Source organism: Streptomyces sp. NA02950 (assembly GCF_013364155.1).
GTDB lineage: Bacteria > Actinomycetota > Actinomycetes > Streptomycetales > Streptomycetaceae > Streptomyces.
Genome location: NZ_CP054916.1, coordinates 4,902,508 through 4,925,627 on the forward strand (window position 1 = coordinate 4,902,508; position 23,120 = coordinate 4,925,627).

The 23,120-nt window shown below is 69.7% G+C and carries 21 protein-coding genes and 1 pseudogene; 14 read left to right on the forward strand and 8 right to left on the reverse strand.

Annotation, left to right across the window (positions count from 1 at the left end; all coding sequences use genetic code 11):
• Window positions 1–131 precede the first annotated feature (131 nt).
• The 7 genes and pseudogenes from recR to HUT19_RS21530 form a co-directional block, all read left to right on the forward strand.
• On the forward strand, window positions 132–731 hold the full coding sequence (recR, locus tag HUT19_RS21500) for a recombination mediator RecR (protein ID WP_176182031.1): 600 nt from the start codon (window positions 132–134) through the stop codon (window positions 729–731).
• The gene (locus HUT19_RS21505) at window positions 724–1,392 is read left to right on the forward strand and encodes a DUF5063 domain-containing protein (RefSeq protein WP_176182032.1); all 669 of its coding nucleotides are present in this window, start codon (window positions 724–726) and stop codon (window positions 1,390–1,392) included. Before recR ends, HUT19_RS21505 begins: the two co-directional genes overlap by 8 nt.
• Before the next feature lie 330 nt (window positions 1,393–1,722).
• On the forward strand, window positions 1,723–3,003 hold the full coding sequence (locus HUT19_RS21510) for an aspartate kinase (protein ID WP_176182033.1): 1,281 nt from the start codon (window positions 1,723–1,725) through the stop codon (window positions 3,001–3,003).
• Window positions 3,000–4,079 carry an aspartate-semialdehyde dehydrogenase gene (locus tag HUT19_RS21515; RefSeq protein ID WP_176182034.1) on the forward strand — a complete coding sequence of 360 codons (1,080 nt, stop codon included), beginning with the start codon at window positions 3,000–3,002 and terminating at the stop codon, window positions 4,077–4,079. Before HUT19_RS21510 ends, HUT19_RS21515 begins: the two co-directional genes overlap by 4 nt.
• Before the next feature lie 441 nt (window positions 4,080–4,520).
• A complete protein-coding gene (locus tag HUT19_RS21520; RefSeq protein ID WP_254885695.1) occupies window positions 4,521–5,096 on the forward strand; it encodes a SigE family RNA polymerase sigma factor in 576 nt (191 codons plus the stop codon).
• Entirely contained in the window at window positions 5,093–6,358 is a 1,266-nt protein-coding gene (locus HUT19_RS21525; RefSeq protein WP_176182035.1) for a hypothetical protein, read from the forward strand. The genes HUT19_RS21520 and HUT19_RS21525 overlap by 4 nt, the downstream gene beginning before the upstream one ends.
• 196 nt (window positions 6,359–6,554) lie before the next feature.
• Window positions 6,555–7,328 (forward strand): annotated as a pseudogene (locus HUT19_RS21530) (SURF1 family protein); the annotation flags it as partial.
• Here HUT19_RS21530 and HUT19_RS21535 read toward each other — a convergent pair.
• Complete coding sequence (locus tag HUT19_RS21535) at window positions 7,321–9,315, reverse strand: prolyl oligopeptidase family serine peptidase (protein WP_368661747.1); 1,995 nt, start codon at window positions 9,313–9,315, stop codon at window positions 7,321–7,323. The pseudogene HUT19_RS21530 and the gene HUT19_RS21535 overlap by 8 nt on opposite strands.
• Window positions 9,316–9,442: 127 nt before the next feature.
• On the opposite strand from HUT19_RS21535, the gene HUT19_RS21540 reads away from it, so the two are divergent.
• Window positions 9,443–9,817, forward strand: a complete 375-nt coding sequence (locus tag HUT19_RS21540; protein ID WP_176182037.1) for a nuclear transport factor 2 family protein — start codon at window positions 9,443–9,445, stop codon at window positions 9,815–9,817.
• Between the two features lie 106 nt (window positions 9,818–9,923).
• Here the strand turns inward: HUT19_RS21540 and HUT19_RS21545 are convergent, their stop codons facing one another.
• On the reverse strand, window positions 9,924–11,201 hold the full coding sequence (locus HUT19_RS21545) for a cytochrome P450 (protein WP_176182038.1): 1,278 nt from the start codon (window positions 11,199–11,201) through the stop codon (window positions 9,924–9,926).
• A 303-nt stretch (window positions 11,202–11,504) separates the two neighbouring features.
• Between HUT19_RS21545 and HUT19_RS21550 the strand changes: the two genes are divergently transcribed.
• Window positions 11,505–12,251 carry a VOC family protein gene (locus tag HUT19_RS21550; protein ID WP_176182039.1) on the forward strand — a complete coding sequence of 249 codons (747 nt, stop codon included), beginning with the start codon at window positions 11,505–11,507 and terminating at the stop codon, window positions 12,249–12,251.
• Window positions 12,252–12,332: 81 nt separating this feature from the next.
• On the opposite strand, the gene HUT19_RS21555 is transcribed toward HUT19_RS21550, so the two are convergent.
• Together HUT19_RS21555 and HUT19_RS21560 are read right to left on the reverse strand one after the other, a co-directional pair.
• Window positions 12,333–13,232, reverse strand: a complete 900-nt coding sequence (locus HUT19_RS21555; protein WP_176182040.1) for an ABC transporter permease — start codon at window positions 13,230–13,232, stop codon at window positions 12,333–12,335.
• On the reverse strand, window positions 13,229–14,206 hold the full coding sequence (locus HUT19_RS21560; protein ID WP_176182041.1) for an ATP-binding cassette domain-containing protein: 978 nt from the start codon (window positions 14,204–14,206) through the stop codon (window positions 13,229–13,231). Before HUT19_RS21560 ends, HUT19_RS21555 begins: the two co-directional genes overlap by 4 nt.
• Window positions 14,207–14,491: 285 nt before the next feature.
• Here HUT19_RS21560 and HUT19_RS21565 point away from each other — a divergent pair, with 285 nt between their 5' ends.
• Complete coding sequence (locus HUT19_RS21565; RefSeq protein ID WP_176182042.1) at window positions 14,492–14,878, forward strand: VOC family protein; 387 nt, start codon at window positions 14,492–14,494, stop codon at window positions 14,876–14,878.
• A 60-nt stretch (window positions 14,879–14,938) separates the two neighbouring features.
• Here the strand turns inward: HUT19_RS21565 and HUT19_RS21570 are convergent, their stop codons facing one another.
• The 3 genes from HUT19_RS21570 to HUT19_RS21580 all read right to left on the reverse strand — a co-directional run bounded on the left by HUT19_RS21570 (window position 14,939) and on the right by HUT19_RS21580 (window position 16,694).
• Window positions 14,939–15,373 carry a DUF1992 domain-containing protein gene (locus HUT19_RS21570; RefSeq protein ID WP_176182043.1) on the reverse strand — a complete coding sequence of 145 codons (435 nt, stop codon included), beginning with the start codon at window positions 15,371–15,373 and terminating at the stop codon, window positions 14,939–14,941.
• 111 nt (window positions 15,374–15,484) lie between these two features.
• Window positions 15,485–15,907, reverse strand: coding sequence for a molybdopterin-binding protein (locus tag HUT19_RS21575; protein ID WP_176182044.1), 423 nt, complete (start codon window positions 15,905–15,907; stop codon window positions 15,485–15,487).
• A gap of 376 nt (window positions 15,908–16,283) precedes the next feature.
• Complete coding sequence (locus HUT19_RS21580) at window positions 16,284–16,694, reverse strand: hypothetical protein (protein WP_176182045.1); 411 nt, start codon at window positions 16,692–16,694, stop codon at window positions 16,284–16,286.
• A gap of 501 nt (window positions 16,695–17,195) precedes the next feature.
• On the opposite strand from HUT19_RS21580, the gene HUT19_RS21585 reads away from it, so the two are divergent.
• The gene (locus HUT19_RS21585) at window positions 17,196–17,600 is read left to right on the forward strand and encodes a MazG nucleotide pyrophosphohydrolase domain-containing protein (RefSeq protein WP_176182046.1); all 405 of its coding nucleotides are present in this window, start codon (window positions 17,196–17,198) and stop codon (window positions 17,598–17,600) included.
• A 13-nt stretch (window positions 17,601–17,613) separates the two neighbouring features.
• Here HUT19_RS21585 and HUT19_RS21590 read toward each other — a convergent pair whose 3' ends face one another.
• Window positions 17,614–18,027, reverse strand: coding sequence for a hypothetical protein (locus HUT19_RS21590; protein WP_254885696.1), 414 nt, complete (start codon window positions 18,025–18,027; stop codon window positions 17,614–17,616).
• 254 nt (window positions 18,028–18,281) lie between these two features.
• On the opposite strand from HUT19_RS21590, the gene HUT19_RS21595 reads away from it, so the two are divergent.
• The 3 genes from HUT19_RS21595 (at window position 18,282) to HUT19_RS21605 (ending at window position 22,483) form a co-directional block, all read left to right on the forward strand.
• The gene (locus tag HUT19_RS21595) at window positions 18,282–18,695 is read left to right on the forward strand and encodes a hypothetical protein (protein WP_176182047.1); all 414 of its coding nucleotides are present in this window, start codon (window positions 18,282–18,284) and stop codon (window positions 18,693–18,695) included.
• Window positions 18,696–18,797: 102 nt separating this feature from the next.
• The gene (locus HUT19_RS21600; protein WP_176182048.1) at window positions 18,798–20,288 is read left to right on the forward strand and encodes a membrane-associated oxidoreductase; all 1,491 of its coding nucleotides are present in this window, start codon (window positions 18,798–18,800) and stop codon (window positions 20,286–20,288) included.
• Window positions 20,289–20,392: 104 nt separating this feature from the next.
• Entirely contained in the window at window positions 20,393–22,483 is a 2,091-nt protein-coding gene (locus HUT19_RS21605; RefSeq protein WP_176182049.1) for a nuclease-related domain-containing DEAD/DEAH box helicase, read from the forward strand.
• Window positions 22,484–23,120: the final 637 nt, after the last annotated feature.

Consider the following 23,120-nt stretch of genomic DNA (forward strand, 5'->3'; position numbering starts at 1 on the left):
GAGGCTCCGGGGGGCTTCTTCGGGGGTGGTCTCGGGGTGCCTTCGGAGCCTCACGGCTCCGGTCGGGCAGTGCAACCGAATATTCATGTGAAGTACAGCCACCGCGCGTCGGCGCGAGATTGGATGAAGGCGTGTACGAGGGCGTGGTCCAGGACCTCATCGACGAGTTGGGCAGGCTGCCCGGCGTCGGGCCCAAGAGCGCTCAGCGGATCGCCTTCCACATCCTTCAGTCCGAGCCGACCGACGTCCGCCGCCTCGCTCATGCGCTGACCGAGGTCAAGGACAAGGTGCGGTTCTGCGCGGTGTGCGGGAACGTCGCCGAGGCCGAGCAGTGCCGGGTCTGTCAGGACCCGCGCCGCGACCCGGCGGTCATCTGCGTGGTCGAGGAGCCGAAGGACGTGGTGGCGATTGAGCGGACCCGCGAGTTCCGCGGTCGTTACCACGTGCTGGGCGGAGCGATCAGCCCGATCGAGGGCGTGGGCCCGGACGATCTGCGGATCAGGGAGCTGCTGGCCCGGCTCGCGGACGGGACGGTCACCGAACTCATCCTGGCCACCGACCCGAACCTGGAGGGCGAGGCCACCGCCACGTATCTCGCGCGCATGGTCAAACCCATGGGTTTGAAGGTCACACGCCTGGCCAGTGGTCTCCCAGTCGGGGGGGACCTGGAGTATGCCGACGAGGTCACGCTGGGTCGTGCCTTCGAAGGGAGAAGACTTCTCGATGTCTGACGCAACGCTGCACGAAGCCCATCCGGATCCGGACGACTTCGCGGTCCAGATCGCCGACCAGATCGAGAGTTTCATCGTCGCGGTCACCGAAGTCGCCAGGGGCGACGAACCGGACAGCGCTGTGCCGTTCCTGCTGCTCGAGCTGTCCCAGCTGCTGCTGGCGGGCGGACGGCTCGGGGCGCACGAGGACTTCGTCCCGGACGAGCGGTACGAGCCCGACGCCGGGCCGGAGCCGGATGTCGACGAGCTGCGGGAGCGGTTCGCCCTGCTGCTGGAGCCGGTCGACGTCTACGCGGAGGTCTTCGACCCGTACGTTCCGCGCGCCGAGCCGGTCGCCAGCCGGATCTCCGACGATCTGGCCGGGATCATCACCGATCTGCGGCACGGTATGGCCCACTACCGCGAGGGGCGGATCAGCGAGGCGCTGTGGTGGTGGCAGTTCTCGTACCTGTCCAACTGGGGCACGATGGCCTCCGCCGCGCTGCGCGCCCTCCAGTCGCTCGTCGCGCACGTCCGGCTCGACAGCCCGCTCGGCGAGCTGGACGGCCTGGACACGGACAGCGGCGCCGCCGGTGGTGACGAGGAGCTCGCCGAGGAGGCCGGCCGGGTCATGGCGGCCGAGATCGCGACGCCGCTCGGTATCCGCTCCGTCCAGCGCTGAGGCAGCCGGGAAACAGGCCGTGACCCAGGCCGGTGGACCGTCCACCGGCCGTTCCATCGGCCGTCCCACCAGCCGTCCCGCCCTGTGAGCTGAATTACGTTCCTGTATGCATCGCCCGGAAGCGGGCAGGGTTCGTCGCTGAGCGAGTGGTGTGGGATGCGGGGAGAGACGCCGGTACCTGGACGTGGTACCGCCTGATCCTCCTGAGTCCCCCTGGTCCAGGTGATTACCGAGTGAGGCGTGTGTCTCGCTATGTGACATTGGAACGGCAAATTCCGGCCGCTCGTTAGACTGAGCCGACCGCATTATTGAGAGCTGCGAGGAGCGCACGTGGGCCTTGTCGTGCAGAAGTACGGAGGCTCCTCCGTTGCCGATGCCGAGGGCATCAAGCGGGTCGCCAAGCGAATCGTGGAAGCCAAGAAGAACGGCCACCAGGTCGTTGTCGTGGTTTCCGCCATGGGCGACACGACGGACGAGCTGATCGATCTCGCCGAGCAGGTATCCCCGATCCCCACCGGCCGCGAGTTCGACATGCTGCTGACCGCGGGAGAGCGGATCTCCATGGCCCTGCTGGCGATGGCGATCAAAAACCTGGGTCATGAAGCGCTGTCGTTCACCGGCAGCCAGGCGGGAGTCATCACCGACGCGGTCCACAACAAAGCACGGATCATCGATGTCACGCCCGGCCGTATCCGCGATGCGCTCGAACTGGGCGCGGTCGCGATCGTCGCGGGCTTCCAGGGCGTGTCCCAGGAGAGCAAGGACATCACCACCCTCGGCCGGGGCGGCTCGGACACCACCGCGGTGGCACTGGCCGCGGCCCTGGAGGCCGAGGTGTGCGAGATCTACACCGACGTGGACGGCGTGTTCACCGCCGATCCGCGTGTGGTGAAGAAGGCTCGCAAGATCAACGAGATTCCGTACGAGGACATGCTGGAGCTCGCCGCGAGCGGCTCCAAGGTGTTGCATCTGCGCTGCGTCGAGTACGCGCGCCGCTATGACATCCCCATCCACGTACGGTCGTCTTTCTCCGGTCATGTCGGCACCTGGGTGCGCAATCGGCCGGAAGCGGGAGAAGGAGAAGAAGGCATGGAGCAGGCGATCATCTCCGGGGTCGCGCACGACACGTCCGAGGCCAAGGTCACGGTCGTCGGGGTGCCGGACAAGCCGGGTGAGGCCGCGGCCATCTTCCGCACCATCTCCGACGCCGAGATCAACATCGACATGGTGGTGCAGAACGTCTCCGCCGCGTCGACCGGTCTGACCGACATCTCCTTCACGCTGCCCAAGACGGACGGCCACCGGGCGATGGAGGCGCTGACCAAGGCGAAGCCGGTGATCGGCTTCGACTCGCTGCGCTACGACGACCAGGTCGCCAAGATCTCGCTGGTCGGTGCTGGTATGCGCACCAACCCGGGCGTCACGGCGACCTTCTTCGAGGCGCTGTCCAACGCCGGGGTCAACATCGAGCTGATCTCGACGTCCGAGATCCGCATTTCGGTCGTCACCCGCGCCGACGACGTGAAGGACGCGGTCGTCGCCGTGCACAGCGCGTTCGGCCTGGACAGTGACAGCGTCGAGGCCGTCGTGTACGGAGGGACCGGCCGATGACACGCGCTGGCGGTGCCGCCGGTGCCCGGAAGCCGACGCTCGCTGTCGTCGGCGCGACCGGCGCCGTCGGCACCGTCATGCTCTCGATCCTCTCCGAGCGCGCCGATGTCTGGGGCGAGATCCGCCTGATCGCCTCGCCGCGCTCGGCCGGCCGGAAGCTGACCGTCCGGGGAGAGCAGGTCGAGGTCGTCGCACTGGGCGAGGAGGCGTTCGAGGGCGTCGACGTCGCGATGTTCGACGTGCCGGACGAGGTCTCGGCGCAGTGGGCGCCGATCGCGGCCACCAAGGGTGCGGTCGCCGTCGACAACTCCGGGGCCTTCCGGATGGATCCGGACGTACCTCTGGTCGTTCCGGAGGTGAACGCGCACGCGGCCCGGGTCCGCCCGCGCGGCATCATCTCCAACCCCAACTGCACCACCCTGTCGATGATCGTCGCGCTGGGCGCGCTGCACGCCGAGTTCGGGCTGAGCGAGCTGATCGTCTCCTCGTACCAGGCGGTTTCCGGTGCGGGCAAGGAAGGCGTCGACACCCTGCGCGAGCAGCTGGCGCTGGTCGCCGGCACGGACCTGGGGACGCACCCCGGGGACGTACGGCGGGCGGTCGGCGAGACCGGCCCGTTCCCCGCGCCGATGGCGCTCAACGTGGTGCCGTTCGCGGGCTCGCTCAAGGAGGACGGCTGGTCCTCCGAGGAGCTGAAGGTGCGCAACGAGTCCCGCAAGATCCTGGGCCTGCCGGAGCTGCGGGTCACCGCGACCTGTGTGCGCGTTCCCGTCATCACCACGCATTCGCTCACCGTGCACGCGCGGTTCGAGAACGAGGTGACGGTGGCGGCGGCGCACGAGATCCTGGCGGCCGCGCCGGGTGTGGTGCTGTGCGACAACCCGGCGGAGGGCGAATTCCCCACCCCGGCCGATGTGGTGGGCACCGACCCGACCTGGGTGGGCCGGGTGCGGCGTTCGCTGGACGACCCGAAGGCGCTGGAGCTGTTCGTCTGCGGCGACAACCTGCGGAAGGGCGCCGCGCTCAACACCGCGCAGATCGCCGAGGTCGTGGCGGCGGAGCTGACCGGGGCCTGAGCCTGATGTCCCGTTGTCCCGTGGTGCGGTACCGCCCGTGGTGCCGCCGCGCACGGTCGCGGTGCGGCGGCGAAAAGTGACGTTCCCGCAGCGCACCATCGGAAAGATGTGAATATCCTGTGCGCATGTGATGGTCCGGGCTCCGATGACCTGGGTCTATGACATGGCAGGCGAATTCGCTCCCCGCACGCTGCAACCCCCGGTGCGCGGGGAGCGTCTTTCCAGCCGCCCTTCGGCGGGGCGCTGTGGAAACTGGGGCATAGGGGAAGAGTGAGTGCGCATGGGGGCATTCGATGCATCGTCAAAAGCGGTGCCTCGCGCGTACAACCCTGACGGGGGGCAGCGTGTCCAACAGGCGTGGCAGAGGCATTCGGCATCGCAACGGTTCCTGGGCGCAGCGGCGCGGCGGTACAATCCCCGCGGCGGCGCACTCCAGGCGGTATGCCGGTGATCGCGCCATGGCCGACTGCCCGCCCCGCGCACATCACGACAGGGCGCGAGGACACTGACGACGCGATGGCAGCGGGCACCACAGTCGATCACCTCACCGAGACCTACCGCGCCCATTACCGGTCGCTGCTCGGTCTCGCCGCACTCCTGCTCGACGACACCGCGTCCTGCGAGGACGTCGTGCAGGAGGCGTTCATCCGTGTGCACTCGGCGCGCAAGAGAGTCCGGGATCCCGAGAAGACCCTCGCCTACCTGCGGCAGACGGTCGTCAATCTCTCTCGCTCCGCGCTGCGCCGCCGCATCCTCGGGCTGAAGCTGCTCTCGAAGCCGATGCCCGATATGGCCAGTGCCGAGGAAGGGGCGTACGAACAGCTTGAGCGCGACCAACTGATCAAGGCGATGAGAGGACTCCAGCGCCGCCAGCGCGAGGTCCTCGTGCTGCGCTACTTCGCGGATATGACCGAGGCCCAGGTCGCCGAGGCGCTGGGCATATCGCTCGGCTCGGTCAAGGCGTACGGTTCGCGTGGCATCGCGGCGCTTCGCGTCGCCATGGAGGCTCCGGCATGAACGACAGCACACAGACGCCGGGCCCGGGGAACCCCGACCGGCGGGACGGCCACGGGCCCGAACCCGAACCCGAACCCGAGGGCGTGACGGCGGGCGAGACCGTGCCGCGCGACGACGCGTCGGACGCGGTCGGTCCCGATGGCGCCGAGGGGACTCAGCGGGGCGAGGGCAGCCGCGACCGTGACGGTCTCGCGCCCGAGGACGAGGACACCGAGGGTGCGCGGTCCGGCGGTACGGACTCCGGTGTCGATAGCGGTGACGTGGACGTGGACGAGGAGGCGCTGCGGCTGCTGATGCACCGCGCGGTCGGCGACCTCGCACCGTCGCCCGACTCCCTGGAGCATCTGCGGCGTGCCGTGCCCGTCCGCCGCACCCGGCGCCGCCAGGCCCTCGTGGGGGCGGTGGCGGCCGTGGTGCTCGGCGGTGCCGCGCTTCCGGCGCTGGTCCATGTCGCGACCACCGGCGGTGGTGCGGACGACCGTCCGGCCAACGCCTCCAGCAGCCACCGCACCCCGGGAACCGCCGGGGGCCAGCGCGGCGGCGGCAGCGGCGGCCAGTACACCGACCGGCCTTCCGACAGCGTCTCGCCGGACAAGCACGACCGGCGGAACGGCGAGAAGCCGGACCAGCCGACCAAGGACCCCAAGGGCGACTCGGGCGGTACCGCGCCCGACCCCTCGAGCACGCTGAACGCCACCTCGCCCATCTGCAGCCGCACTCAGCTCGGCAGCGCTACGGGGACGGCCGGGAGCGCGGACGTCGAGGGCCGGGTCTACGGCTCGTTCCGCGTCTCGAATGTCTCGGACCGGGCGTGCTCGGTGGAGGGCGGCGGTGACGTCAGCGCGAGCGCTCAGGGCGCCGCGGACTCCTCGCGCATCTTCGTGGTCGACCACACGGCGGGCGACGCGGCCTCCGAACTGCCCGACCCCGCCACCCAGCCGGGCACGCTGATCCTTCAGCCGGGCCAGACGTACGAGGTGCGGTTCGCGTGGGTTCCGGCTTCGGGCGGGGGTACGAGCGGCTGCTCCAGCGGCGGAGGCAGCACCCCGACTCCCGACCCGAGCTCCGGTCCGGACGGTGCGCCCCAGGACGAGCCCAGCTCGGGCGAGCCGGGGGGCACCCCGGGCGGCGGTGAGCCGCCGGCCGCGAGCGTTCTGGTCAGCCATACGCCGGAGGCGGGCGACCCGGCGGCCGGATCGGTGACCGTCAGCGGCGCCTGCGCCGGGACGATCTACCGCACCGGCCTGCTGGCCGCCTCCTGACGCCACGGCCGCCAGACAGCACGCCACGCCCGCCCGGCAGCACACCACGGCGGCCGGCGGGCGGCTGGCGGCCCGGGGCAGCGCGGCCCGTGGGCGGGCCCGGCGGCCCGGCAGCGCGGCCCGTCCGGCCGCTCCGGCGGCGCCTCGTACCGGGGGCGGCGCCGGAGGCGTACCCCCGGGCCCGTACCGTGGTGGTGTGTATCGGTTTCTGCTGACGCCCCGCTGGTGGGTGATCAACGTCTTCACCGTGCTGGCGATCCCGTTCTGCCTGTTCATGGGCAGCTGGCAGCTCAGCCGTTTCGAGGCGCGCGTCGACACGCACAAGCAGCAGCAGGACCAGGCGTCCGGCGCCGAGCACGCCGCGGCCCGGCCGCTCGGCGAGCTGCTGCCGGTCAGCGAGAAGACCGCGGGGCGGCGGGCGACCGCCACCGGCCGGTACGACACCGAACACCAACTCCTCGTGCCCGACCGGCGGCTGGACGACCGCGACGGCTTCTATGTGCTGACCCTGCTGCGCACCGACGGGGGCAAGGCGCTGCCCGTGGTCCGCGGCTGGCTTCCCGGCGACGCCGATGACAAGGCCGCCGTGGCGAAGGTGCCCGCGCCTCCGACCGGCGAGGTGACGGTCACCGGGGCGCTCCAGGCGACCGAGCACCAGAGCAGTGGCGGGGCGGGCTCCGGCGGCGGTCTCCCCAAGGGGCAGCTGGGCATGATCAGCGCGGCCTCCCTGGTCAATCTGGTGCCGTACCAGGTGTACGACGCGTGGATCACCTCCTCCGAGGCGACCGGGGCCCTGAAGCCGGTGCCCCCCGTGGTGGCGGCGGGCACCGGGCTCGACCTCAAGGCGTTCCAGAACCTCGGCTACACCGGCGAGTGGTTCGTCTTCGCGGGCTTCGTGGTCTTCATGTGGTTCCGGCTGTTCCGGCGTGAGGCCGAGACGGCCCGCGACCTCGCGCTCGGCCTCATCCCGTCGGAGCAGGCGCCGTCCCCGTCGGAGCGGCCGCGGCGGACCCCGACGGAGCGGACCCCGCCGGACGGGCCGGATCAGACCCCGTCGGACCGGCCGGAGCCGGAGCAGACCCCGGCGGAGAACTCAGCACGCTAGGGCCCGCCGGAGACCCCGGCCGGGGCGCCAGATGGCGCTGGGCGAACTCGATCTCCAGCCGCAGCTGCTTGATCCGCTCCTCGACGACCAGCGAGCCGTGTCCCGCGTCATAGCGGTACACCTCGTACGGGGCGCCGCGCCGCGCCAGCCGCTCCACATAGTTGTCGATCTGCCGTATCGGGCACCGCGGGTCGTTCACCCCCGCGGAGATGTAGACCGGCGCCCGCACCGCGTCGACGTACGTCAGCGGGGAGGACGCCGTGAAGCGCTCCGGCACCTCCTCCGGGGTGCCCCCGAGCAGGGTGCGGTCCATCGCCTTCAGGGCCTCCATCTCGTCGTGGTAGGCCGTGACGTAGTCGGCGACCGGGACCGCGGCGAGGCCCACCGCCCATGCCTCGGGCTGGGTGCCCAGCCCGAGCAGGGTCAGATAGCCGCCCCAGGAGCCGCCCGCCAGCACCAGCCGCTCGGGGTCGGCCAGCCCGGAGGCCACCGCCCACTCCCGGACCGCCGCGATGTCCTCCAGCTCGATCAGCCCGATCCGGTGCTTGAGGGCGTCGGTCCACGCCCGCCCGTAACCCGTCGAACCACGGTAGTTGACCCGTACGACGGCGAAGCCGTGGTCCACCCAGGCCGCCGGACCGGCCGCGAACGCGTCGCTGTCGTGCCAGGTCGGCCCGCCGTGGATATCGAAGACAGTGGGGAAGGGGCCTTCGCCGCCGGGCTTCTGCACCAGCGCGTGCACCGGCCCGCCCGGGCCGTCCACCCACGCGTCGGTGACCGCCACGGAGACCGGGGCCTTGAACCCCGGCGGGTCCAGCACGGCCCGCCCGCTCGTCGAGCGCACCTGCGGCGGCTGCTCGGCCGACGACCACAGGAACTCCACCGCGCCGTCCGGCCGTGCCGAGGCACCCGAGATCGTCCCCGCGGGCGTCTCGATCCGGGTCAGCTCACCGGAGCCCAGCTCGTACCGCCACAGCTCGCTGCGCGCCTGGTGGCTGTGGTCGACCAGCAGCGCCGAGCCGTCCGGGAACCAGTCCGCCCCGACGTCCCCCGGCAGATCGATCGCCAGCGCCGTCTCCACCCCGGTCAGCGGATCCCACAGCACGGGCTCCCAGCGGCCGCGCCGCTGGTGCCCGACCAGCAGCCGGGTGTCGCCCTCGACCGGCGCGAACCCCATCACGGACAGCCCGAGCTCCTCCGTGCCGCCCTTGGTGTCGTCCAGCTCGGCGACGGCCGTGCCGTCCCGCCGCAGGACCCGGATCGCCGAGTGCATCGCGTCACCGTGCTCGGTGTGCTCGACCGCGATCAGCGAGCCGTCGTAAGAGAGATCGCCCACACCGGCCGACTCCCGGTGCCGGTAGATCTCCTCCGGCTCCGCTCCCGGCCGCACCACATGGATCGTGGAGCCCTCTTCGTCGGTGGAGCGGCCCACGATCGCCGTGCCGTCCCGGCCCAGCGCCAGCCCGGCCGGATAGGAGGGCTTCAGCCCCGGCGCCGCGGGCTCGTCGGCTCGCCCCTGGCCGTTCGCGGCCACCGCGCGGGTCCCGGCCCTCGCGTCCGCCGCGCCCCGCTCCGCGCCGCCGTCGAACGGCTGCCGCAGCCACACCCCGAACTCATCGCCGTCGGTGTCCGAGAACCACCAGATCCACTGCCCGTCCGGGGTCAGCACCCCGTCCGTCGTCCCGTTCGGCCGGTCCGTGACCTGCCGCTGGGCACCGGTGGCCCGGTCCCACGCGTACAGCTCGTACGTCCCTGTCGCGTTCGAGACGAACAGCGAGCGGTCCGGAGCGTCCTCCGCCCAGTCGGGCAGGCTCACTCGCGGCGCCCGGAAGCGCTTCTCCCAGTCCGGCATGGACTCCGTGCTCTCAGTCATGCCCCCCATTCTGCGTCGCACCACGCCCCTCGCGCTGGCATCCCCCCGCGCCTGTGGATAACGTTCGCGACGGGGACGCATGGCCTGCACACATGGAGGGGGACTGATGGGCGACATAAGCGCGACGGTCGAGACGTACTGGGCGACGGCCCAGGCCAGGGACTGGCGGGCGTTCGGCGCCACGCTCGCCGACGATGTCCGCTACGAGCTGCCGCAGACCCGCGAGCGCGTGCTCGGCCGGGACGCCGTGGTCCGCTTCAACGCCGAGTATCTGGGCGAGTGGAGCCTCGAGGTCGAGCGCGTCGTCGCCGACAGCACTCAGGCGGTCTCGTGGGTCCGGTTCAGCGTGGACGAGGAGGAGACCGAGGGCATCAGCTTCTTCACCTCCGCGCCGGACGGCCGGATCCAGACCATCACCGACTTCTGGCCCGCGCCGTACGAACCCCCGCTGGAGCGCGAGCAGATGGCCGAGCGCTTCTGACCGCCGTCCCCACCCGGTCCCCCTCCTTCCCCCTCCGCTTTTCCCGGTCCCTCCCGGTCCCCCCGACCCCTCCCGCTCACTGCGCTTCTCCTCGTCACCTCTGCGGTTACCGCAGCAGCACCGGCAGTTCGTCCACGCCGTACACGATGGACAGCTTCCGGAACGAGAGCTGCTCCGCCGGGACCGCCAGCCGCATGTGCGGGAAGCGCCGCACCAACGCGGGGTAGGCCGCCCGGAGTTCCATACGGGCCAGCTCGGCGCCTATGCAGCGGTGGATGCCGTAGCCGAAGGCCAGGTGGGAGGGGGTCGGCCGATGCGGATCGACGCGCTCCATGTCCGGGCCCAGCTTCTCGTCGCGATTGGCTCCGCTGAGCGAGCACAGCACCAGATCGCCGGCGGATATCTTCGTGCCCCCGATCTCCATGTCCTCGCGGGCGAAGCGCGGGAACGCCACCTGCACCACGGTGAGATAGCGCAGCAGCTCCTCCACGAACCGGTCGACGACCTCGTCCTGGTCGCGCATCGCCGCGAACTGGTCGGGCGCCTGGAGCAGGATGAGCGTGCCGAGTGCCAGCATGCTCGCGGTCGTCTCCAGACCGCCGGTCAGCACCCCGTCCGCCAAGCCCGCGAGTTCCTGGTCGTCGATCTCGTCACCGTGCTCCTTCACCAGCATGCCGAGCAGCCCGTCACCCGGTGTCTCGCGCTGCTTGTGGACGATGCCGTGCAGATACGAGAGCTGGTCGGACATTGCGCCGAAGGAGGCGTTCGCCCCGCCGAACAGATCGAAACGCGCCGTGCTGTGCCGCTGGAAGTCCTCCCGGTCCTCGTACGGGACGCCCAGCAACTCGCAGATGACCAGGGCCGGGATGGGGAGCGCGAACGCCTCCACCAGATCGACGGGCCCCTCCGCGGCGGCCATCTCGTCGAGGCGCTCCTCCACGATCGCGTGGATGCGCGGGGTGAGCCTGCTGAGCCGCCGCATGGTGAACTCGGGCGTCAGCAGGCGTCGCAGTCTCGTATGCACCGGTGGATCGCTGAAGCCGAGACCGCCCGGATTCTGCTGCGGGGCGACCCCGATGTTCCTCTCCGCGAGATTGGTGAAATCGGAGCTGAACCCCTTCGCCTTCCCCAGCACGGCCTTGGTCTCGTCATATCCGGTGACAAGCCAGGCATTTATCCCAAAGGGGAGTGGAAGCTTACTGATAGGTTCCTTTGCCCTGGTTCGGGCCAGATCGGCAACGGGGTCGAGTCCATCACGCCTCAGCGGTGCCAGCGTGGCGTCCGGGAGAAACGACATCTTGGACAGGTCGAAGCCGTTCTTCTGAATCCTCGAAAAATACTTGCGACCCAACCAGGCGATGATGTTTGAGCGGAGATTCGACATGGGCGCAATACTGCCCTGCCTCCGCTGGGCGTCCGTCCCCAGGCGCCAGACCCGCATCGGTGTGATACGCCACAGCGCCCCGCGGGTCCTTCCGGCCGCGCGGCTCTCGCGGTGGCGGGCTTCGGCGATCCGGAGGAAAGTGGAGATACCGGGCGTGACGCCCGTGCGGTCAGGGCTGCGCGGAGAACGACGGAGGATCGGCGGAGATCCGCGGAGATCGGCGTAGTGGGAAGCGAAGTGAGGTGAGCGGCCTTGCGGGAGAGATTCCGCGCTGTCCAGGGGGCCCCGTGCTGGGTCAGTCTCATGGCAGCGGATCTGGACCGCGCGCACGCCTTCTACGGAGATCTCTTCGGCTGGGGCTTCCGGCCCACCCGGCAGGGCCACGGCCGCTACACCATCGCGTACACCAAGGGCGGCGTACCGACCGTCGGCATCGGGGCGTCGTCACCGTCGGCCGGGATGACGCTTCCGGTCACCTGGACCACGTACTTCGCGGCGGACAGCGCGGACGAGGTGGCCCGGCGCGCCCAGGAGCGCGGCGGCACGGTCGCGGTCGGGCCGCTGGAGTTCGGCAGCGGCCGGGTGGCCTGGGCGGCCGATCCGGCGGGCGCGGTCTTCGGTATCTGGGAGGGTGATCTCACCTCCGCCTGGTGGGGCGAGCGCCGCCCGGGCGCGCCCGTATGGCTGGAACTGCGCACCCGGGACGCGTTCGACGCCGCGCTCTTCTACGGTCAGGTCTTCGGCTGGGACACGCAGGAGCGGGAGCGGGTCGATGTGCGGTTCGAGCACGACCGGGTGGTGCTGCACATCGACGGCAAGGCGGTGGCGGGGCTGCTCGGCGGTGCCCTGGAGGCCGCGCCCGACCCGAATGTCCGGCCGCGTTGGAACGTCTACTTCCAGGTGGTGGACGTCGACGCGGTGGCCGCTCGCACCCTGGAACTCGGCGGCAGCATGATCTCCCCGCCGGCCGACACCCCCTATGGACGGATCGCGGCGCTACGGGATCCGGAGGGCGGAATCTTCAGTGTGGCGGCGGTCCCGCGCAGCTGATCCGGTGTGCGTACGGGCCCGGATGGCCGACTCGCGGTTCGGCGTCTTTCCGCGGCTCGGTCGTCGCGTTCACGAGAGCGTTCACGAGAGCACCCGGCGGCGGAAATTCCGGAGGCCGAAGCCGAGAAAGGCCACACAGAATCCCACCAGGACCGGATAGACAACGTAGAGTGGCATATGCGATGCATGAGTGAGTCCCGCCCGCATTCCCTCCGTGATGTAGATCAGTGGATTGACGAGCACCAGGATCTGGAGCCAGTGGAATCCGCCGACGTGGACGAGGGAGAGCTTGGTCCACTGGTAGTACGTGCCCCCGAGGAACACCAGCGGCAGCACGATGAACCCGAACATCACCCCGATGTTCTGCGGCTCGAAAGAGGTGCCGAGCAGCAGCCCCAGCGAGGTCATGGCGATACAGGCCAGGGGGATCAGGGTGACCACGATCCACCAGTGGACCTTCAGATCGGCGCGCACCCCGGGCGCGTGCACCACCGCCGCGATCGGAAAGACGAGGACCGCCGAGATCAGCCCCTGGGCCGCTCCCGAGAGCACCCGCGCGACCGCCACCAGCCAGATCGGGCAGGGAGCCTGCACCCGGTCCTCTATCTCCCGGGTGAAGCCGAATTCCTGTGACATCTGGATCGCCACCGACTGAATCCCCTGGAACATGATCGCGATCGAGACCACCCCGGGGACCAGGACGGTGGCGAACGCGGATTCCCCGGCCGTGCCGCCGCCCGATCCGATGCCCTGTCCGATGGTGGGAAAGACGTAGAGGAAGACAAAGACGAGGAGGAAGGGCTGCATCAGAGTGCGGCCGACGAACTCGCCGAAGTTCTTCATCAGCACGGTCAGATCCCGCCGGATGAGCGCGGCCAGGGCGGAACGGCTCGCCGCCGCCGCGGACCGGGCGGGACGTACGACGATCCGGCCCTCCGGCGGACCGGTGGTGGAGAGGGGACGGTCGCTCCCCGCGGTCATGCGTCCCTCAGCTCCTTCCCGGTCAGCGAGATGAACACGGTCTCCAGCGTGGACGCGCTGATGGACAGGTCGATCAGCCGGAAGCCACCGGTCTCCGCGGCGTTGACGATCCGGGGCAGCAGCCGGTCATTGCCCTTGACCTGGAGTTCGACCCCGCCCTTGACCGGCCGGACCCGGACCGCCTCGGCGATCTCGCGGGTCAGCAGGTCGCCGAGGGCATCCGCGTCACCGCGCGCCAGTACGGTGACGACGGTGTCGGCGTCCACGCTCTGCTTGAGGGCCGCGGGGGTGTCCAGGGCGAGGATCCGGCCATGATCGATGATGGCCACCCGGTCACAGAGTTGATCGGCCTCGTCCATGTTGTGCGTGGTCAGCAGGATCGTCTGACCGTCGGCGATCAGGTGGTCCAGGATCTCCCACAGGGCGAGCCTGCTCTGTGGATCGAGACCGGCGCTCGGTTCGTCGAGGAAGAGCACGGCCGGACGGTGGAAGATCGCCCGGGCCACCATCAGCCGCTGTGCCATCCCGCCGGACAGCGCGTACACCGAGGACGAGGCCCACTTCGAGAGCCGGAACTGCTCCAGCAACCGGTCGGCCACCTGGCGTGACCGCTTGCCGGGCATCCCGAACAGCAGCCCGTGGAAGTACAGGTTCTCCCAGACCGTGAGTGAACGGTCCAGGGTGTTCTGCTGGGTCACCACCGCGATGACCTGCTTGGCCAGCGCCGGATGTGCGATCACGTCGATATCGCCGATGTAGGCCGAACCGGCCGTGGGGACGACGCGGGTGGTGAGCATCCCGACCGTGGTGGTCTTGCCCGCTCCATTGGGCCCGAGCAGCCCGAAGATCTCGCCGTGGTACACCTCCAGATCCAGCCGGTCCACGGCGGCGAAGTCCGTATGGGGATAGATCTTGGTCAGCCCGGCGGTATGGATGACCGTCTCGGGGCGACGGGTGTTCGCTGTCGTCGCCATGGTGCTCCCCATGGGCATGAAGGGAAGAAGCGGACTCTTCGGGAGTACCCGGGCGCGGCGTGCTCACGCGGCGGGGTGTCCCGTGCTCACGCGCCGTGGCGGACGGGATGTGGTCCGGGATGTGGGGGCGTGGGCCACGGAGCGCAGGCACCGGTCACCAGCGGTGGTGGCCTCGACGCGGGTGATCGACGGCATCTACGATCGAAGTGACGGCATCGCGTGCCGGTCACCGGCTGGGTGAGGCATGGAGGTGCCCGTGAGACTGCCTTACGGAGGCATTCCACCGTGTCGGTCGAGCTGAACCACACGATCATCCACGCCCGCGACAAGCGGGAATCCGCCGAATTCCTGGCGAGCATCCTCGGTCTCGAGGTCGGGGCCGAATGGGGCCCGTTCATCCCGGTGCAGACCAGTAACAGCGTCACCCTGGACTTCGCGACCATTCCAGCCGAGTCCATCGCCATGCAGCACTATGCGTTTCTGATCTCCGACGAGGAGTTCGACGCGGCGTTCGCGCGGATCCAGGACCTGGGCATCACCTATTTCGCCGATCCGCATCAGAAGCAGCCGGGCGAGATCAACCGTCACTACGGCGGCCGTGGGCTGTACTTCATGGACCCGTCCGGTCATGCGATGGAAATCATGACCCGGCCGTACGGCAACGAGGAGTAGGCCGGGCGATCAGGTCCGCGGTCCAGTCGGTCTTCCGGTCGGCGACCTGGTTCCGGAGATCTAGTCGGTCTTCCGGTCGGCCGGATCGGTCTCGTCGGCCGCATGCCGATTCCGCCATTCCTTGACGACCTCATCGATGTCGATGGGCGCCAGATTGAGCGGCGGCCCCGGCGGCGGTCGGCGGATCGCCTCGCGAATCCTGTCGTTGACGCCCGAGAGCAACTCCCGCACCGCGCGCTCCGACGGCGCTTCGGCAGCCGCCGCGAGTGCGTCCTCCGCCTCCTTGCGCAGCACGAGCGTGGGCGGCAGGAAAGAGAGATTCTCCCGGCTCATCTTCTCCTTGACCCACCACAACTCGTCATAGGGGCGGTTGAGGTTGGGGAGGGGCTTTCCGAATCCCGGCAGATCGCTGAAGTCGCCGCGCTCCTCCGCCTCGCGAATCTGCCGGTCCGCCCATGTCTCGAAGCTGATGCCTGGTGGCTTGCGCTCGGTCACGTCAGCAATTGTCCCTCGCGCACCCCGGTATGCGCCATGGCTCCTGCCGGGCGCAGACCGTTGCGGTGCTGTCAGAAAGAGGCGGAGTCGGTGGCCGGGGCCGCGGGTGGCCTACGCGGTGGCGAGCGACACCTCGGTCGACTTGATCAGGGCGGTGACAGGGGTGCCCTCGGCGAGCTCGAGGTCCTTCACCGCGTCCTGGGTGATGGCGGCCGTGAGTTCCCCGCCTCCGTCGAGCGTGATGACGACGGTGGCCATCGCCGCCCCGAGCGCGAGGCGCGCGACCGTGCCCGGCAGGCGATTGCGGATGCTCAGCCCCGAGACCTCACCGGTGGCCAACGCGACCTCGGTGGCCTTGGCCAACGCGGTCACCCGCGACCCCTCGGTGATGCCGAGCTCCTCGACGGCGCCCAGGGTCACCGCGGCCGTCACGATCTGGCCACCGGCCAGTCGGCCCTGGACCGTGGCCATGGCCTCGCCGGGGGTCACGGCGATCACGGTGGCGGGCAGTTGATTGCGGATGCTGAGGCTCATGGGTGCACCACTCCGGAAGCGGAGTCGAAGGCCGGGAGAGCCTCCGTGGCGATCTCCGCTGACGGTCCCCACCCTAAGGGCTGTCCCGTCATCCCCAGCGGGCTCCCGACGCCGGCTACGGCCGCCCCCAGGCTTCGCCCGGGAGGTGCCCCCTGCCGCGTTGTCGGGATCGCCCGAGTACGCCCGGTACGAGGACGACCCTCCGCCTTGCGATTGACCGCATCCGGCGCCGCTCGCTGATCCACTGGGGATCACGGGACAGCCCTCGGGCACCGGGCCGCGCGTCCGGCGGGAGGCACTCGCGGCGGCGGGGCCGCGGCGCGGCGGGGGCGAAGCTCCGCCGCGGTCCGACGGCCAGTAGGCGTCAGTCCGACGATCAGGCGCCGTGCCCGTGCGGCGTGATCCGGCGGTACCCGGCACGCGCGTTGACGATCCGCGCGAGGGCGGTTCCGGCGACGGCCGCGGCGAACAGACAGGCGAGCCACCCGGTGTCACGGCCCTGCGCCCAGGTGAGTTCCCCCGACGGCGGGATGGCGAAGGCGTTGAGGAACAGCCAGCACAGCGCCGCCGTGCCCGGGGCCGCCACAAACCGCGCGCACAACCCCAGCAGCGCGGCCAGCAATGACAGCGCGACCAGGGCGAAGCCCGGGCGGCCGTGGCCACCGAGGAAGTTGACGACCACCACCAGCAGCAGTGCGCCGACGAAGGCGCCGACCCAGATCACCGGGGTGGAGACGGGCTCGGGGACGGGACGTACACCGGAGCTGAGCTGCCTCCACTCGATCATGGTCACCGTCCTCCTCATGACGCACCGCCCGGCCGCTCCCGCCACCCTCGGCCGTTCTCGACAGCCAACCATTCCCGAGGCCCGGCCGCGCCCGCATCCCGGTCACTCCCGCGCCTCGACCGCTCCCCGGCATCCACGGAACGCGGTGGCCCTCGGCCGATTCCACGGGTGGGAACCGTTCCATCGGTCCCTGGCCGACTTCCTGCCATTACCCATTCTTTACCATCCGTGAGGATGACAGAAGCGGCTACACGCGAGACGCGCGGCGATGAGAAGTCCGCATCGCGACGGCGGGAGGAGGTCGCATCGCGATCGCGGAGCGCACGCTCAGCGCGTACCGCACGGATGCCCCGGACGCCCGTGCACCGCCCGGATGCCCGCGCACCGCCCGGACGGCTGACCGCAGATGACCAGCCGCTGACCGCTGACCGCCGATGCCCCCGATGGTCGCCGAGGAAGCGGAAGCGCACCCGTTCCGGCCCCGCCGCGTACGATCGGCGGGTGCAACGTTCTCCCGCCGATCTGGTCCGCGAATTCCATCTGGCTTTCGGTCTCGACGCCCGGACGACGCCCACCGCGGTCTCATCCGAAGTCGCCGCCCACCGCCAGGACCTGCTGGCCGAGGAGGTCGCCGAAGTCGCCGAGGCATCCGCCGGCGGCACCCTCGCCCACCTCGCCCATGAGCTGGCCGATGTGGTCTACGTCGCGTACGGCACCGCCCTGGTCCACGGGATCGATCTCGACGCGGTGATCGCCGAGATCCACCGGGCCAATATGACCAAGCTGGGTCCCGACGGCCGCCCCACCCTCCGGGCCGACGGCAAGGTCCTGAAGGGCGACAACTACCAGGCCCCGGACGTACCGGCCGTACTGCACCGGCAGGGCTGGACCGCCGCGGACGACTGACGTCCAGCCATGCCTAGGACGTACGGCGCAGCGTCCAGCTGTTGGGGTCGAAGCTGGGAACGGCCGAATAGCGGCAGGCGCCGCTGTAGTAGCTCCTGGTGATCGTCCAGCCCGCGGGCGGCCAGGTGGAGGCGCATGCGTTCACCTCCGTGCCCACCGGATAGCCGGTGAGCTGCTTGATCTGCTTCATGTTGGGGTTGAAGGTGCCGGAGCCGCAGCTCCAGCTGTTCCACCACTGGGTGTCCACATAGCCGGCGGGGGTCAGTTGGCTGCCGCACATGTTCATGGTGTCACCGGGGGCGGCGCTCGCGGTCGCCATACCGGTGGCGGTGACCGCTGAGGTCAGGAGTGCGAGACAGGCGATGCGTCTGCGGATCACGTCGGTCTCCTTGTCGGCGCCGGTGTCCGCGCCGACGGTCGTCGGCATCCGGCCAGGCGCTGCGCCTTTCCTATCCGGCGCGCTCCGGCCGGGGACAGCCACCTTTCGGACGTGTGGATTCATGGAACGGCTACACCGCAACTCCGGTTCTGTAACAGGAGCGATGTTCCAACTCAGGTTCACCACCATGGAGTTGGCAGCGGCGTCGCTCATGTGATCGGCTGACGCAACAGCCGCTCCAGACGCCGGAACACCGGCCCCGGAGCATCCGCATTCGATGGGCACAGATCAGTAGGAGAGAAATGAAGCGTCTTCCCTCGTTCGCCCGAGTAGGCGGCACCGCGGCGGTGGCCATCGGCCTCGCGCTCGCGACAGGCGTCGGCACCGCCCACGCCGAGGGAAACACGGTCGACTACTTCTCGTCGGGCGGGAAGAAGCGCGCGATGATCGTCTTCGAGCCCCGGAACTCCTCCGGCGGACCGGAGATCGTCGACGTGGACGACCTCAGCAAGGACGGTCACTACATCTATGCCGAGGTCTACGACGCCACCGCGGGCGGCAAGAAGGGCACCTGCGAGACCAGCTCCTACAAGAGCTGCGAGGTGAACGTGAAGGACGGCCACAAGGTCCGTATCAACGTCTACCGGCTCAATTCCCATGACTCGGACTTCATGGGCGAGGTCCACACCCGCAGCGGCAAGCTGCCCACCGCGTAACCCCGCGCACCGGCCCCGGCCACCTCCCCGGCCGGGGCCGCCATCCCGCCTGCGCCATGGGGGAGTTGACACTCCGATCGCGCGCGGGACACGATCCCGCCGATGGAGATCACCGATCTGACGCCCGCGGAACGCCGGGTGTGGGACGCATTCCCGCTGGGCGAAAGCGTCGATTTCCGCGACAGCGACGAGGCCGGTCCCGAGCCCGGCACCCTATGGGGACCCGAACGGACCGTACGGGCACGAGTCTTGCGGGCCTTGCTGCTCGACGGACCGGTACGGGACGGTGAGATACCGGCCCTGAAGGTGCTGGGTGCACATATCACCGGCCGGTTGGACCTCCGCTACGGAACGGTCGAGCACGCCGTCCGCTTGCGATACTGCGTATTCGAGAGCGTGCCGGTCCTGTACGGAGCCCAATTCCGCACCCTGGTGCTCAGCCATTCCGTATTGCCCGGACTCACCGCCGGAGCGATTCGTGTGGACGGGGCGCTGCGGATGACCGGCTGCCGTTTCACCGACCGGGTCCGGCTCGCGGGAGCGCATGTCGGCGGAGCCGTCTTCCTCGACGGAACCCGCCTCGAATCCCCGCTCACCCCGGCCGTACCGGATCCTGGTGAGCCCCCGGAAGCCGTGCTGGAACTCAACCAGGCCCTCATCGGCCATGACCTCATCGCCCGCGGCCTCGTCGCCCACGGTCTGATCCGGCTGAACGGAGCCACGGTCGCCGGCGACGTGAACTTCGACGACGCCCACCTCCTGGCCCCCGGCCGTACCGCCCTGCATGCCGAGAACCTGACCGTCGGCACCGATCTGCGCGGTATGCGCATGCGGGCCCGGGGCCGCGTCAATCTGAGCGGCGCCAGGATCCCGCGCCATCTGAATTTCGCCTATGTCCGGCTCTGCCATCCGGAAGGCCAGGCCCTGCGCGCCAGCAGCGCGACCATCGGCGAGCTGTGGCTGCGCGAAGCCGCCCCGATCGAGGGCGTCCTGAATCTGCGCGGCGCCCAACTCGACCTGTTCCACATCGCACCGGAGGTGTGGCCCGACCGCGTACGGATCGACGGCCTCAGCTACCGGAGCCTGACCCCGCACCTCCCCGCGGAGCAGCGCCTGCCTCTGCTCGAGCACGAGGAGGGCAGCTATCTCCCGTACGCCTACGAGCAGTTGACGACCGCCTACCGCACCGCGGGCGACGACGCGGCCGCCCGCACCGTCCAACTCGCCAAACTCCGCCGCCACCGCCGCACCCTTCCCCGACACGCCCGGCTCTGGGGCCACCTCCAGGACCTCACCGTCGGCTACGGTTTCCGCCCCATGCGCGCCGCCGGATGGCTCCTGGCACTCCTCCTGGGCGGCGCCCTCACCTTCGCCCTCCACCACCCCCACCCCCTGAAGCCCGACGAGGCCCCCGAGTTCAACGCGCTCTTCTACACTGTCGACCTCCTCCTCCCGATCATCGGCTTCGGCCAGGAGTCAGCCTTCGCCCCACAGGGCTGGTACCAGTGGCTCTCCTACACCCTGATCGTCACCGGCTGGATCCTGGCCACCACCATCGCCGCGGGCATCAGCCGCTCCCTGAGCCGCCAGTAGCCGCGGACCCAGCCGCGAGCCCGTGCCCGGAGCACGCCCCCGGCGCCCTGTCGTGTCCTCGCTGACCGCTTTATGATCACTACTCTGCGTACGAGGGGGCGTGCATGGCAGCTGGTGGATCCGCGTCGCGGCGAGCTCAGGAGGCACGGCGACAGGAACGGCTACTGAGGGAGCAGTGGCAAGCGGCCCGGCAGCAGGCGCGCAGATGGGAAGCCGCCAGTGAGGGCGAACGCCGGGTCGCCGCACAGCTGTTGGTACTGACCGGGCGCGGTTGGCGGCTCCTGGTGGACCGCCGATGGCCGGGAACGCGGACCGCCAATGTGGACATGCTGCTCGTCGGCCCCGGCGGTGTGTTCGTCGTCGATGTCAAGAACTGGCGCTCGCCCCCAAAGACACCGGACGGACGGCTCGTCGCCGACGGTGAGCCCCGCGACGAGCACGCCACCAGACTCCTGGCCGTGACAAAGGTGGCCGAATCGGCGGTGGCTTCGCTGGGGATGTCCCCGGTCGCCGTCCAGCCCCTCATGGTCTTCGCTGGACACCGCGTGGACGTCGAGTTGGGCAGGATCCGGCTGCTGGGGGAGGCCGAGGTCGGCCCGGCCCTGCTGGCGCAACGCCGTCGGGTGGCCGCCCCCACCGTGGACGCCATCGCCAACCATCTGGAGCAGGTCTTCCCCGAGTACGAGGGATCGTCCGTGCCCCAGAGGCCGCCGGAACCGGCTCGGCCCCAAGACGACGCTCCGCAGGGGCTGTTCGACCTCGATAGGCTGCGCGAAGCGGCGATGGCGGAGGCACTGAGGGCTCCGATCGAACAGTGGATGACCTTCCTCCATCCCGACCAGGTCGCCCTGGTGCGCCGCAACTGGTCCGGTCCCGCACGGATCAGCGGTCCGGCCGGCACCGGGAAGACGGTGGTCGCCCTGCATCGCGCGGCCCATCTGGCCCGGCGCACCAACGGCCGCGTCCTGTACGTCACCTTCGCCAACAACCTGCCCCGGGTGCAGGCGACCTTCCTTGAGGTCATGTCCCCCGCCGTCGCCGACCGGGTCGACTTCCGCAGCCTGCACTCCTGGGCGCAGGAGTTCCTCCGCGACCGCGGTGTCCCGGTCCGGCTGAACGGCGACAAGGCGGAGACGGCCTTCAGCCTCGCCTGGAAGCACGTCGGCCGCGACAGCTGTCTGGCCGAGATCGACCCGGCACCGGGGTACTGGCGGGAGGAGATCGACCACGTCATCAAGGGCCGTGGCATCACCTCCTTCGATGAGTACGCCACGGTGCCGCGCCGACGCCGTCGTACGAGCCTGCGACGGACACACCGGCAAGCCGTATGGGCTCTGTTCGAGACTTACGAATCGCTCCGCACCGAACGTGGCGTACACGACTTCAATGACGTCCTCTCCCTCGCCCTGGAGGAGGCGCGCCGCCGCACCGGACAGCACCGCCACACCGCCGTGATCGTCGACGAGGTCCAGGACCTCACGCTCGTCGGCGTCCGGCTGCTGCACAGCCTCGTCGGCGACACCCCCAACGGCCTGCTCCTGGTCGGCGACGGGCAACAGGCCGTCTATCCGGGCGGTTTCCGTATGTCCGACGCCGGTATCGACATCCGTGGCGACCGTGCGCAGGTGCTGCGGATCAACTACCGCAACAGCAAGGAGATCCTCGACGCGGCACTCGCCGTCGTCGAGGAGGACACCTTCGAGGACATCGACGGACTGCCCACCTCAGGCCGCCGGGACGTCGACCTCACCTACCACGACGGCCAGGTGATCCGCGTCTCGCGGCCCACCCGGGCCGAGCACGACGAAGCCCTCCTCGAGGCACTGCGCGACCTCCCGCCCGGAGCCCGCGCCGATTGCGCGGTCCTGTGCCCCTCCACCCGCGCCATCGGCCACTACCAGCGCCTCCTTGAACGCGCAGGAATCCCCGCCCGTCTGCTGGAGCACTACGACGGTCGTCCGGTCGACGCCGTCAAACTCGGCAGCTACCGCCGCGCCAAGGGACTGGAGTTCAAGCGCGTATTCCTCCCCGACCACCAGGGGCCCCTGGCCACGGCCGCCCGTATCTCTGGCCCGGAAACCCCCGAGACCGAACGCGAGCGCAACGAGCTGTCCCGCAGCCAGCTCTTCGTCGCCATGACACGAGCGCGCGATGTCCTCTGGCTTGGCAGCATCCACGGCCTGTCCCAAGCGTGACCCACGTGGTCCGAGCTGTGGAGCCGGACTGTTGGCCGGCCTCGGCGGCCCAGCTTCTGCTTCGGAGCCACTTCGCGGCCGCTCGAATCCTGCTGGGGAGATGCGTCCCGGACAGGAACCGCGCAGGCTGGGAATATGGGGAGGTTCTGGCGCGGCAGTGGCGTGGAGGTGCGGCATGAACTGGCTGTCGACCGTCGTGGCCGCCAGTTGGTTCGGCTGGGACTGGGGTGATGTGCCCGCGTGGGTGAGCACAGCATCGGTGGTTCTCGCGGTCTTCGCATATTGGCGCAGTGCTCGGGACAAGAAACGAGAACAGGCAAGCAAAATAGCTACATGGATCGATCAAGCACGCGAGGGCGGAAAAGAGACGTCACATCTCCATGTGCGAAACAACAGTGATGCGCCCATCTACCACCTCTTGATAATGGATTCGAATGCTGACGAGAAGGTGGCATACTTCGCAGAGTTGGCGCCTAATTCGACCGTGAATTCAAATGTTCCGCACACGCCTCCCCGAGTCCTTCTTGGGCTGCCGATAAGGTCAGCTCCCTCCATCCAAGAAGAAGCAGTCCAGCTGCATTTCCATGACGCGCTGGGAAGGTGGTGGCTCCGTAAACCAAATGGCACGATCTTGCGT

Bases quoted from the DNA above. Each gene is read 5' to 3' on its own strand.
- HUT19_RS21505 (WP_176182032.1), top strand. From the start codon at position 724: ATGTCTGACGCAACGCTGCACGAAGCCCATCCGGATCCGGACGACTTC.
- HUT19_RS21515 (WP_176182034.1), top strand. From the start codon at position 3,000: ATGACACGCGCTGGCGGTGCCGCCGGTGCCCGGAAGCCGACGCTCGCT.
- HUT19_RS21520 (WP_254885695.1), top strand. From the start codon at position 4,521: ATGCCGGTGATCGCGCCATGGCCGACTGCCCGCCCCGCGCACATCACG.
- HUT19_RS21525 (WP_176182035.1), top strand. From the start codon at position 5,093: ATGAACGACAGCACACAGACGCCGGGCCCGGGGAACCCCGACCGGCGG.
- HUT19_RS21535 (WP_368661747.1), bottom strand. From the start codon at position 9,315: ATGCCGGACTGGGAGAAGCGCTTCCGGGCGCCGCGAGTGAGCCTGCCC.
- HUT19_RS21540 (WP_176182037.1), top strand. From the start codon at position 9,443: ATGGGCGACATAAGCGCGACGGTCGAGACGTACTGGGCGACGGCCCAG.
- HUT19_RS21545 (WP_176182038.1), bottom strand. From the start codon at position 11,201: ATGTCGAATCTCCGCTCAAACATCATCGCCTGGTTGGGTCGCAAGTAT.
- HUT19_RS21550 (WP_176182039.1), top strand. From the start codon at position 11,505: ATGGCAGCGGATCTGGACCGCGCGCACGCCTTCTACGGAGATCTCTTC.
- HUT19_RS21555 (WP_176182040.1), bottom strand. From the start codon at position 13,232: ATGACCGCGGGGAGCGACCGTCCCCTCTCCACCACCGGTCCGCCGGAG.
- HUT19_RS21560 (WP_176182041.1), bottom strand. From the start codon at position 14,206: ATGGCGACGACAGCGAACACCCGTCGCCCCGAGACGGTCATCCATACC.
- HUT19_RS21575 (WP_176182044.1), bottom strand. From the start codon at position 15,907: ATGAGCCTCAGCATCCGCAATCAACTGCCCGCCACCGTGATCGCCGTG.
- HUT19_RS21580 (WP_176182045.1), bottom strand. From the start codon at position 16,694: ATGATCGAGTGGAGGCAGCTCAGCTCCGGTGTACGTCCCGTCCCCGAG.
- HUT19_RS21590 (WP_254885696.1), bottom strand. From the start codon at position 18,027: ATGCCGACGACCGTCGGCGCGGACACCGGCGCCGACAAGGAGACCGAC.
- HUT19_RS21595 (WP_176182047.1), top strand. From the start codon at position 18,282: ATGAAGCGTCTTCCCTCGTTCGCCCGAGTAGGCGGCACCGCGGCGGTG.
- HUT19_RS21600 (WP_176182048.1), top strand. From the start codon at position 18,798: ATGGAGATCACCGATCTGACGCCCGCGGAACGCCGGGTGTGGGACGCA.
- HUT19_RS21605 (WP_176182049.1), top strand. From the start codon at position 20,393: ATGGCAGCTGGTGGATCCGCGTCGCGGCGAGCTCAGGAGGCACGGCGA.